9 protein-coding genes are annotated in these 11073 nt (G+C 66.9%); 2 read left to right on the top strand and 7 right to left on the bottom strand.

The features are described 5' to 3' along the window. Positions 1-42: 42 nt before the first annotated feature. Positions 43-1338: an O-antigen ligase family protein gene (locus PAM7066_RS18895; protein WP_175484589.1), complete on the bottom strand. Its 1296-nt coding sequence runs from the start codon at positions 1336-1338 to the stop codon at positions 43-45. 165 nt (positions 1339-1503) lie between these two features. Here PAM7066_RS18895 and PAM7066_RS07220 point away from each other — a divergent pair, with 165 nt between their 5' ends. Together PAM7066_RS07220 and PAM7066_RS07215 are read left to right on the top strand one after the other, a co-directional pair. Beyond that, the gene (locus tag PAM7066_RS07220; RefSeq protein WP_085853476.1) at positions 1504-2715 is read left to right on the top strand and encodes a glycosyltransferase family 4 protein; all 1212 of its coding nucleotides are present in this window, start codon (positions 1504-1506) and stop codon (positions 2713-2715) included. Beyond that, positions 2712-3944, top strand: coding sequence for a hypothetical protein (locus tag PAM7066_RS07215; RefSeq protein WP_139214960.1), 1233 nt, complete (start codon positions 2712-2714; stop codon positions 3942-3944). The genes PAM7066_RS07220 and PAM7066_RS07215 overlap by 4 nt, the downstream gene beginning before the upstream one ends. Here the strand turns inward: PAM7066_RS07215 and PAM7066_RS07210 are convergent. The 6 genes from PAM7066_RS07210 to PAM7066_RS07185 all read right to left on the bottom strand — a co-directional run bounded on the left by PAM7066_RS07210 (position 3924) and on the right by PAM7066_RS07185 (position 10897). Continuing rightward, complete coding sequence (locus tag PAM7066_RS07210) at positions 3924-4634, bottom strand: HAD family hydrolase (RefSeq protein WP_085853474.1); 711 nt, start codon at positions 4632-4634, stop codon at positions 3924-3926. The genes PAM7066_RS07215 and PAM7066_RS07210 overlap by 21 nt on opposite strands. Then, on the bottom strand, positions 4631-5617 hold the full coding sequence (locus PAM7066_RS07205) for an ATP-grasp domain-containing protein (RefSeq protein WP_085853473.1): 987 nt from the start codon (positions 5615-5617) through the stop codon (positions 4631-4633). Before PAM7066_RS07205 ends, PAM7066_RS07210 begins: the two co-directional genes overlap by 4 nt. After that, positions 5614-6540, bottom strand: coding sequence for a methionyl-tRNA formyltransferase (locus PAM7066_RS07200; RefSeq protein WP_085853472.1), 927 nt, complete (start codon positions 6538-6540; stop codon positions 5614-5616). The genes PAM7066_RS07205 and PAM7066_RS07200 overlap by 4 nt, the downstream gene beginning before the upstream one ends. Positions 6541-6787: 247 nt before the next feature. Further along, entirely contained in the window at positions 6788-8032 is a 1245-nt protein-coding gene (locus tag PAM7066_RS07195) for a DegT/DnrJ/EryC1/StrS family aminotransferase (RefSeq protein WP_085853471.1), read from the bottom strand. Beyond that, complete coding sequence (locus tag PAM7066_RS07190; RefSeq protein WP_175484588.1) at positions 8032-9762, bottom strand: polysaccharide biosynthesis protein; 1731 nt, start codon at positions 9760-9762, stop codon at positions 8032-8034. Before PAM7066_RS07190 ends, PAM7066_RS07195 begins: the two co-directional genes overlap by 1 nt. A 520-nt stretch (positions 9763-10282) precedes the next feature. After that, on the bottom strand, positions 10283-10897 hold the full coding sequence (locus tag PAM7066_RS07185; RefSeq protein WP_085853469.1) for a LuxR C-terminal-related transcriptional regulator: 615 nt from the start codon (positions 10895-10897) through the stop codon (positions 10283-10285). Positions 10898-11073: the final 176 nt, after the last annotated feature.

The following is an 11073-nucleotide window of genomic DNA, read 5'->3' as shown; positions in this document are numbered from 1 at the left end:
AAGCTAGCCGCAAGCGGGAGTCGCTGCGTCTCTCCATCCTCGTCAGATTCGCGGCGGGTTCATTTGCCCTTTCGATCGGCCATGGCCCTTTCGGGGGAGGGCGACGCCCCGCTCGCGGTAGTCGATCTCCGATACGGCGAGGGCGAGCACCAGGACGAGCGGCACGATCCAGAACCGCGCGAAGACATGCGCGAAGGCATTCATGAAGAACGCGAAGACCAGCGAGACGGCGACAACCAGCGCCCCGATGGTGCGAAACCGGCGGTCGACCGACAGCGAGATCCCGAGGGCGAAGGTGCCGCCGATCAAGGTCACCAGGCCACCGAACGACAGAAGGCCGCCTTCGACCAGCAGCAGGACGAACGTGTTGTGAACCGGCTGCCGATGGGACGAGATCGTGCGAAACCCCTCCGCGCCGAGTCCGATCACCAGGTGGTTGCCGGTCTCCCTCCATCCCTGGCGGGTCAGGTCCACCCTGTCGTTGAAGGTGCCGGCCCGTTCGATGTCCACGCTGGTCAGGGCGCCGCCCACGCGTTCCACGAAGCGGTCGGACAGGAAGCTGTCGCCCTTGATCGCGAAGGCGCCGCACGCGATCGCCACCAGCAGGCAGAGATTGACCAGGTGTCGCCGCGACGCCTGCAGCAAGGTGAACGCTGCTGTACCCGCCGCCGCGGCCATGACCCCCGTGTTCGAGGCAGTCATCGTCACTCCATAGAGCAGCACGCAGGAAAACAGGACGGCGACGACGCCGGGCAGGATCCTGACCGCGCCGAGATACAGGACCACCAGCAGCGCCGTTGCCCCGATCGCCGCCGTCTCGTTCGAGCGTTCGAGCACGCTGCGCAACCTGCCGGACCCCGAGACGAAGTTCGGCGGCGGGTTCGTGGCGAAGTTCATCAGGTAGACGCCGTGGAGCATCACGAGCGTGATCGACACGGCGAAGACGAGGAGGAGCCAGCGCGCCTCCTCCCGCGACCGTCGGGCGATCGCGATCGGCAGGATCACGAGAGCGAAGAAGTACTGCGCGATCACCTCGCCCCCGGTCACGAGCCGGTAATGCGCGATCGAGCCGATCAGCAACCCGCCCAGAAGCATCGCGGTGCCCGCGTACCAGATCGGGGTGAACCGTCCGAACGGGGTGAAGGACAGGCGCAGCGACAGCAGGAGGTAGAGGAACACCGCCACCGTCAGGATGTCGGCGGCGGTGAAGAACACCCCCGGCAAACGCAGGACGTTGAATGGCGAAAGGAAGACCAGCGCGGTGATCAGCCACATGTCGACCCCCGAGGCCCGGTCGTGGGACAGCCGCCCCGTTGCGGCGTTCGGCAGCGCGGTCATGGCCGTATCCCTTCGAACTGTCTGACAGGAGGCAGTCTAGAAGATCAGGTGCGCGGCCAAGAATACCCCGGAGGAGGTAGCAAGAGACGATTGTAGGTGGTTGCGCGGATATACCCGGTGCCCGACCGTGCCGAGGACACGCAACCGGATCGAGGAGCGCGCCCCGTGACGATCAGGATCCTCTTCCCCTATGTCGGGGGCGACGTCGTGGGCGGCAGCCATATCTCGTCGCTGACCCTGGCGGCGCGGCTCGATCCCGCGCGCTTCGCCCCCATGATCCTCCTCCACCGCGAGGCCGGAGCGTTGGGGCGGTACGTCGAAAGCCTCGGGCTGGGTTACGAGGTGGCGCAGGACCTGCCGATCATGGCGCCTGCCTACAGCCGGATGCCGGGCGATGTCGGTATCGGGCGATACCTGGCGCTTTGCGTCTGGCGGATGGCGCGCGTCCTGCGGGACCGACGGATCGACATCGTCCATACCAATGACGGGCGGATGCACGCGAACTGGTCTCTCGCCGCGCGGCTCGCCGGGGCGCGGCACCTGTGGCACCACCGCGAGGATCCGACGTCGCGCGGCGCGAACCTGATCGCGCCTCTGCTTGCCGACCGGATGGTCAGCGTTTCGCGCTTCGCCATGCCGCCGCGCGCCGCGCGGGCGTCGAGCCGGCGGGCCGCCATCGTACGCAGCCCCTTCGATTTCACGACGGAGCCGCCGGACCGTGACGCCGCGCGCCGCGCGCTCTGCGCCGAGATCGGGGCCGACGAGGGGGCGTTGCTTCTGGGCTTCGTGGGCGGCCTGATCCCGCGGAAGCGGCCGGACTTCTTCGTCCGCGTGGTGCGTGCGGCCGCGGACGCCATGCCCGACCGCGATGTCCGGGGGCTGCTGTTCGGTGCCCCGGAACGTAAGGACAGCCCCGTCGAAGCCGAGGTGAGGGCAGCGGCCCATACGTTCAGGATCGCGGGACGCATCCACCTGATGGGGCACCGGACGCCGATTACCGGCCCGATGTCGGCGATGGATGCGCTCGTCGTGCCTGCGTTGTCCGAACCGTTCGGCCGAACCCTGATCGAAGCGATGCATCTGGGCGTGCCGGTTGTGGCCAGCCGCCACGGCGGAAACATCGAAGCGATCGAGGACGGTCTGACGGGCTTCCTCGTGCCGCCCGACGACCCGGCCGAGTATGTCGACCGGATCGCGCGCCTCGACCGCGACCCGACGCTGCGCCGCACCCTTACCGAGGCCGCGCGCACAGCCGTTCACGAACGATTTTCGCCCGAACGGAGCACTTTGGCCATTCAGCAGATCTACGCCGAGATGAGCGCCCGCCCTCTGCGCGGCCGCCCCGTGCGCTCCCCCGCATCGAGCGCTTCGCGATGAGCGCGGTCTCCCATATCGGCCACCGAGCCGAGCCGAGCCGTCTCGCCCGTGGCGCATGGGCGCTCGCGGCGGTTTGCTTGTTCCTTGCCATCGCGATCCGCATCGCGACGGGTGAAGTCACGGCGGACGAGAACGCCCTCGCCACGCTCGCCTCGCAGCTGGGGCAGATGCGGCTTTACGACCAGATCGAGTTCTCGCGCGGCCCACTCGTCGCCCTCTACCTGCAGGCCGTCCATGCCCTGGCAGGTGGAAGTGACCCTGTCCTGGCGATCCGCGCCGGGGTCATCGTGGCCTGGGCGGTCTCCGCAATAGTCATGTGGAAGGTCGCCCTCAGGGTGTCGGAGTCGCCGATGATGGCCTTCTTATGCCTCGCCGCGGTGATGGCGAACGGCTATCTGCTCGAGGGCAGGGGGTCCGCCCTTCTGGCAGCCAGCCTCTGCGTTGCCCCGCTCGCGGCGGCATACGCGTTCCACCAGGCGGCCGTGGCCGGGCCGGGTCGCATCAGGTCGGCTTTCGCCTCGGGCTTCGCCTTCGGGCTGGCCATCGCCGTCGCGCCGTCGCTTGCCATTGTCTATTCCGCGCTTCTTTTGGGGTCGCTGATCTCCCCCAGAAACGAGGATCCGGTGGTGCGCCTGACGCGCATAGCGGTGCCGTCCGCAATCGGCATGGCGGTCGGAACGTTGCCCCTGACGATCTACTGGGCTGCGGATCCGATCGCGGTTGAGGCCAGCCTGCTGAATCCGGTGCTTGCACAGCTGGAGCATCCCTTCGGGGTGGTCCTTCACGAGGTGGACCTGGCCAGCTGGCTTCCGGCGCTGCTGCTGGCGATCGTGGTCGTAGCGCTGGGGCTTACCCGTCGGCCTCGCGTGCCGATGCTGCCCTCGGACGGGGTGCCGATCGTGCTCGCCTGTGCGACCGTGTCCGCCGCCGGGTTCGTCGCGACGTCGGGTGCCTTGCCCGAGCTTGCCACCGCAGCGTTCGTCGCGCTTGCGGTCGCGGCGGCGTCCTGGTGGCCATCGGTCCGACCCACGGCGATCGGGGCGGTGAGGCCCGTGATCCTTGTGACGACCGTGGCGATGGCGGTCGTGGCGGTTCTGCCGCTTGCGTCGCAGGTGCCGCACCTGGCTGACCGCGTCCCTTCGCTGATGGTCAGGATCGGCCTTTCCCCAGCGATGCCAGGGGCTCGGGATGCTGATCCGGGATTTGCCTCACGACTCGCCGCTGAATGAGGCGCAGGTGGTGCGGACCGCCCATCGGGGTGTGGCGGTTTCGCTGCCCAGGCAGATCTCCAGTTGATCCAGGCTCTCGATCGAGAATGCCGGCAGATGGTCCGGGGTGGGGGCCGGTGCGGTGTGGATGCGGTCCGGGCGCGCGATCATGATCGTCTGCCAGCCGCGGCGCCGGGGTGTGATGAAGTCCTTCAACTGATTGTCCGCGACATAGACGAGCGACTGCCCCGGCAAGCCGGTCGCGCGCTCGATCATCTCGAAGGCAAGGGGAGATGGCTTTCCGGCATCCGGCCCTAGCGCTCCGGTCAGGATGATCGGGTCGAGGCGCTCGGCGAGGCCCAGAGCGCGCACCTTGTTGCGCTGCATCTCGGCCGGTCCGTCCGTGATCAGCCCGGCACGGCCGGACCACCGCGCCACCGCGCGCCGCGCATCCGCCGCGAGGCGGATCCGAGGGTCGTGTCCCCGATAGACGGCGATCATCCGGGCGACCACGGCCGGATCGGGCGCATGGCCGAGGGCGGCGAGGGCAGTGTCGAAGACCCGGCTCCGCTGGCCGCGGGCGAACGCGTCGAGGCACGCTTGTTCGAACCCCGGGATATCGAACTCGGCCTCCACGGCAGCGTAGCCCGAGAAGGCGAAGTCGCGCTCGAGATACAGCGTGTCGTCCAGATCGAAGACGACGAAGGTCATTCTGCGACGGCGCCGGAGGATCGGAAGAAGGCGGCGTCGTAGCGGATCATCTCGATGCCGTCGCGCCAATTGTCCGAGGCGCGGCTATCCATGTCGAGCACCTCGGCCACCAGCCAGCGCGCGAAGGTGGCCCCTGCGTGGTCGGCAAGGGGGAAGCCGCCGCCGAACCGGGCGTTGATCTCGAAGACCCTCAGCCCGCGCCTCTCGTCGTCGATCAGTTGGAAGCACATGACGCCACGCGGGCCGGGCAGCGCGGCGACGAGATCCCGGGCGATCCGGGTGAAGCGTGGGTCGCGCACGGTCCGGCCTTTTTCGACCTCTCCGGCGCGGGTCTGGATGCGCAGGTGCGGAATGGCGCAGCGCAGATCACCTGTCCGGTCGACAAAGACGTTCACCGTGAACTCCGGCCCCTGCAGGTATTCCTGCAGGATCGTGGGCTCGTCATACGTGGCGGGGATATCTTCGGGGCGGTCGACGCGGCAGAGGCCACGGCTGGCGCTGCCGGCCGACGGCTTGCTGAACAGCGGCCAGTGCGCCGGGTCCGACAGGCGGCGCGCCTCTTCGGGCGTGTAGGTGCGCGGAACCGGAACCCCGTGCTCGGCCAGGAGCGCGCAGGTCCGGCCCTTGTCCCGGACGATGTCGATCAACTCGGGCGGGCCGACATGGACCCGGCAGCCGATCGCCGCGAAGCGGTCCACCGACCTGGCGAGGGGGGCAAGCTCGGTGTCGATGGTGGGGACCAGGAGGGAGATCCCCTTCGCGCGGCAGTAGTCGAGCAGCGCGTCGATATAGTCGGGATGGTCGCAGCGCGGAACGGCGAAGGCGTAGTCCGCGGCCGAGCATCCGGCGCTGAGGGCCGGGTCCATGTCGCAGGCGTGGACGGTGGTATGCGCGCCGAGTTCATGGCCCGCACGGCGGAACGCCTGGAGCAGCCCAACCCGCCGCCCGGCCGACGTGACGAGGATATCGGCCCGGCGGATCATCGTGCCGCCTCCGGCTGGCGCTGGCCGAGGATCGCGTGCCGGGCCGGCGGGCGACCCCCGTCGCCTTGGTACGCCGTCACCTCGAGGCAAGTGAACCCGCCGCAACTGATCCGGATGGTGCGGTCGTCGATCTCCTGGATCTGTCCGGGCAGGCCGATATACTTGGGCGCACCCTCGTGGACCCGGGCGGTCCGGATCGTGATCCGGTTGCCGTCGATCTCGGACCAGGCGCCGGGATAGGGGTCGCCGACAGCGCGGATCAGTCGCGCGATCTGGGGGGCCGGCTCGCTCCAGTCGATGCGCCCGTCCTCGGGGCGGCGGCGGGCGCAATAGCTGGCCTTTGAGTGGTCCTGCGGAACCCTCGTTATGTTTCCCGCCGCGATCTGCGTGACCGTTTCCGGCAGCATCCGGGCGAGCATGGAGACCTGCTTGTCGTAAAGCGAACGCGCCGTCTCGTCCGGGGTCAGCGGAATGCGGATCTGCGCCGCGATGTCGCCCGTGTCGCAACCGGCATCGATCCAGAACAGCGTCGCGGCCGTCTCGGGCAGGTCGGCGAGGATCGTCCAGGGAATGGCGGCGCGTCCGCGAAAAGCGGGAAGCGGTGCGGGATGGAAGCCGATCGTCCCGATCGATGGGATCGCGCGGAAACGGGCCTGACAGATTTGCGACCAGCCGATCACCAGCGAGAGGTCGGGTGCGAACGCCTCGATCTCGCGCAACGTATCTTGGGAATTGATGTTGTCGGTCAGCATCACGTTGCTTCCCGCCGCTGCGGCAGGACCCGCGATATCGCAGAAATCCGAATGACGCGCCGCCTTCCCGGGCGGAATCGTCACGACCAGGCCCGGCGTCAGGTCCGATGCGATGAGCGCTTCGAGCGCCCGAAGGGAGCCTTCGACGGCGCCGACGAAAACAGTCCGCATGAGATTGATGCTCCGAAGATACCTCGTTCGTTGCGCCCAGCCTGTGCGCCCCGGCGCCGCGCCGCAATTTCCCATCCGGACCGCGTTACGCCTTTCGGAGGGCGTGGCTCTCCGACCTGATAATTTCGTCCGCCGTTCAGCCGGGAATTGGTTCGTGACGTGCTGAATTTATGGACTTCTTCACCCCGAGCCAGCAGCCGATCCCCAATAACTGATCGCCGGGTTGTCGGACCGGGATCGCGGAAGGTCAGGCCGTGGCGGAGGCCATGACTTCGCATACGACCTTGGCGGTGCGCTCCATGGCGGCATCGTCGAGGGTGGGGTCCACGCGGAAGGCAAGGCTCGTGCGGCCCAACTCTGCCGCAGTGGGCAAGGGACGCCCGGGGGCGAAGCCGCGCTGCCGGAAGACCTGCTCGTTGTAGATCTCGGGGCAGCTGCCCGAGAAGGCTGTTTCGCCCCGGCGCGCGATCTCGGACAGGATCCTGTCGCGCGACCAGCCGGGCCTCAGGCGGTCGGGCCGGACGAAGGCATAGAACCGATACCACGCGTGGGTTTCGTCGCGTCTGGGCATCGGCACCCGCAGGGCCGGACAGTCGAGAAAGGCCCGAGCCAGGATCGCGGCGCTGCGGGCGCGGCGACTGTGCCAATCGGCCATGCGGCTCACCTGAATCGTGCCAAGAGCCGCCGCGGGACCGGACATCCGCAGGTTGCTGCCGGGGTGCGCGTGAAGCCACCGGAAGCCGGGCGGGTGGTCTTTCGCATGGACGAGGTCGTAGTCCTTGCCATGATCCTTCCGCGACCATGCCCGGCGCCAGAGCGCCGCATCGTTCGTGACGAGCATTCCCCCTTCGCCGCCGGTCGTCATGATCTTGTCCTGGCAGAAGGAGAACGAGCCGAAATGCCCGAACGTGCCGACGTGACGCCCGCCGATCCGGGCGCCGTGGGCCTGGGCGCAATCCTCGACCACCCACAGCTTGTGACGCCGCGCGAGCGCCATGATCCCCGCCATGTCGCAGGGCCAGCCGGCCAGGTGGACGGGGATGATCCCCACCGTGCGCTCGGTGATCAGCGGGGCGATCGTCGCGGGCGTGATGTTCTGCGTGTCGGGGTCCACATCGGCGAAGACGGGGCGCCCCCCCGCCAGGATTACCGCGCTGGCCGAGATGACGAAGCTGCGCGGGGTGACGATGACCTCGTCGCCCGGTTCGAGTTCGAGCGCATCGAGCGCCACCGTGAGGCTGACACTGCCATTGGCCAGAGCGATGGCGTGGGGGGACCCGACATAGTCGGCGAAGGTGGTCTCGAACCGGCCGACGTCCGGTCCCGTCCAGGCATTGACGCACCCGCTTCGCAGCACCTCGGCCACGGCCGCAATCTGATCTTCGTCGTAGAAAGGCCAGATCGGAGCGGGGTAGGCAGCTGGCGCCGTGGGTGCCGGAGTCGGAACAAGAAGTTCGGCAAGTGTCGTCGCAGCGGCAGAGTCGGGTTGCATCAAGCGGTCTCCAGTTTCGCGGCGGTCAGGAGTGGGTCGGGGCGCTTCGGCTCGTCAGGGCTCGGGGCGGTCGCGAGGTGGAGTCCGACCGGAGCGTAGCCGGGGACGATCTCGGCCAGTGTCGCGACGACGAGGTGGCTCTGACCTCGCCGCGCGGCGCGTTCCAGCGCGGCGATGCCGTCGCGCAGAAAGGGAAGGGGGCGTCCGTCGGGGGTGGCCACATGCACGCCCTGGATCACGCTTGGCGCACGGGCTTCGGCCTTGTCGAACAGCTCCTCGAACAGCTTCTCGCCGGGGCGGATGCCGATGGTCTTGATCTTGATGTCGACGCCGGGCGTCAGGCCGGCCAGGCGGATCATCCGCTGGGCGATGTCGACGATCGGGATCGGCTTGCCCATGTCGAGGACCATGATCTGGCCTTGCGCCACGGCCTTCTCGAGGCCGCTGGCCGAGGCAAGCAGCGTCAGCTCGACCGCCTCGCGGATCGTCATGAAGAACCGCGTCATGCGCGGGTCGGTGACGGTCAGCGGCCCGCCCTCGTCGATCTGGCGCTTGAACAGGGGGATCAGCGAGCCGGACGAGCCCAGCACGTTGCCGAAGCGTACCGTCATGAAGCGGGTGCCGCCGCGCCGGTCCAGCGCCTGGCAGTAGAACTCGGCCACGCGCTTGGTCGCGCCCATCACGTTGTAGGCATTCACCGCCTTGTCGGTCGAGATCTGGATCATCGCCAGCGCCCCTGTCTCGAGCGCGATGTCAGCCACGTTGCGCGCGCCGATCACGTTGGTCAGCACGCCTTCGCAAGGGTTCTGCTCGACGATCGGGACGTGTTTCAGGGCCGCTGCATTGAAGACCAGCTCGGGGCGGTGACGATAGAAGATCTCCCGCAGGCGGTCGTCGTCGCGGATGCAGCAGATATAGCTGCGCCGGGGCACCTGCGGGTAATGCCGCTCCAGGTCCATCTCGATCTGGTAGCTGTTCAGCTCGCAATTCTCGACGAGGACCAGTTCGGCCGGACGGAGGGAGGCAATCTGACGGGTCAGCTCGGAACCAATGGAACCGCCAGCGCCCGTGATGAGGATGCGATGCCCCTCGACCAGGCGGCGGATCGCGTCGTAATCGACCTGCGCCTCCTGCCGTTCCAGAAGCTCGGTCACGTTGAGGTCGGTCAGGCCGTGGTCGCCGCCGACGGGGCGCAAAGCAGAAAGCGGCGGCAGTTGCGACACCGCCAGTCCCGTCATCCGCGCCCACCCCAGCAGCGGCGACAGCTCTTCGGTTGCGCTATGGGTCAGGGGCTCGGTCAGAATGATGCGCCCAAGCGTGGTGCCACGTGCGGCCAGTTCCTTCCGGACCGCGTCGCTGTCCTGGTAGCCGCCGAGGATGGGGATGTCGTGGATGCACGAGCCGCGCGTGCCGGGGGTATCGTCGAGGATGCCGACCGGCCAGTAGGGCGACTCGGGGTCGTTCCGGAGGGAGCGGAGGAACAGCTCACACGCGGTCCCGCGCCCGACCAGCAGCACCAGTTCTGCATGTGGCGGCGCCTGGCGTCCGCCCCGCGCCCGACCGATGGCGAGGTCGTGACGCCGATAGAACAGGCGCGGCGCGACCAGCATCGGCATGAGGACAAGAAGGGCGACGAAGTGGGCCGCGAACTCGCCTGATAACTGGGGCAAGACGAGGCCGCCAAGCGCCACCGCGACGATCACGACGGTCGCGGCAGAGACCAGGCGCATCAGGTCGCTGACCGACGTGAAGCGCGGATTGGCCCGATATGTCGACCAACCTGGAAGAGTGATCGCAGCAAACCCGGACGCCATCAGAGCAGCGTTCCAAGACTCGGGCGCAGGAACGAGATGTCCCGACGTGAGCGCGGTGCCGGCAAGCACCGCAACCGCAAAAGCCAGCGTGTCGTACAAGTAAAGAGCGGGCCGCCTGGGAAGCGCCCGGAGCCGGGGTAGCGAAACCCCGCTTTCTTCTGCACCGATCCACTTCGATACCTGCGAGCCGATCATTGTGAGGTCCCTCCGGATTGTTCGGATCTACTCCGGGACCGTAGGGCACGCACGTGGTTCGAGCGGACTGGCATTATTGGCACTGAATAGATCGACCGGGGCAGAGAATGGCGCAGATGCGGGGCGAAGGATCAGAATCTACCCGAAAGAGGATCGGCTCGGCTCAAATGGATATTTCATCCCGAAACGGAAAAGCCGCGGATAGAGCCGCGGCTTTTCCGACCGAAAATGGCCGCGTGCCTCAGTTGAGTAGTTTGGGCTGATCGAACCCGTTTCGCACGGCCCACACGGCGGCTTGGGTACGGTTCGCGACGCCAAGCTTGCGCATGATCGCCTTGACATGAACCTTGGTGGTCGCTTCGGCGATACCGACCGAGCGAGAGATCTCCTTGTTTCCGTAGCCGTTCGCGAGGCAGCGAATCACCACCATCTCCTTCGCGGAGAGCGGCACGAGGTCCATGTCCTTCGGCATTCCAGCCAGATGTCGTGCCAGAACGGACGGAAGCGCGATTTCGCCCAGCGCAACCGTCTGGATCGCAGTGCGCAGGACGGATGAGGACACAGTCTCCTCTTGATAGCCTCGGACGCCCCTGTTGATGAGGGAGACCAGGTTCGAGTGGTTGAACCGTGGTGCGATTGCGATGACGCGAAGGCGGTCATCCTCGAATTTTACGTCCTTCACCTTGTCGTCAAGAAGATCGTTCTCGTGCGCTATCAAAACGAGTGTGCGATAGATGAACGCCGATTTGCGGGCTTCTGCGATCGTTTCGAATTCCGCGATCTCCTGATCTCTGAGAATTGTCTTTATTGCGGATCTCAGTAGTCCGCTCGTGCTGCATATACCTACTTTGTGCATCTAATTAACCCCTTCGGTCTTTGGCATTATGATTTGAGCCGCAAGATAAACCGTGCGATCCAATCCGCCAATACCGCCCGGATTTGTATTTTATGATATGAAGGAGCCATTCCAAGGATTAAGGCATTTCGTTTGCTGCATAATCTTTTGGTTGACGATCACACGTATAAGTAGAA

It is taken from the genome of Palleronia marisminoris, from assembly GCF_900172315.1.
Taxonomy (GTDB): domain Bacteria; phylum Pseudomonadota; class Alphaproteobacteria; order Rhodobacterales; family Rhodobacteraceae; genus Palleronia; species Palleronia marisminoris.
The sequence above is the reverse complement of the archived record's forward strand: the minus strand, read 5'-3'. Positions and strand labels throughout refer to the sequence as shown.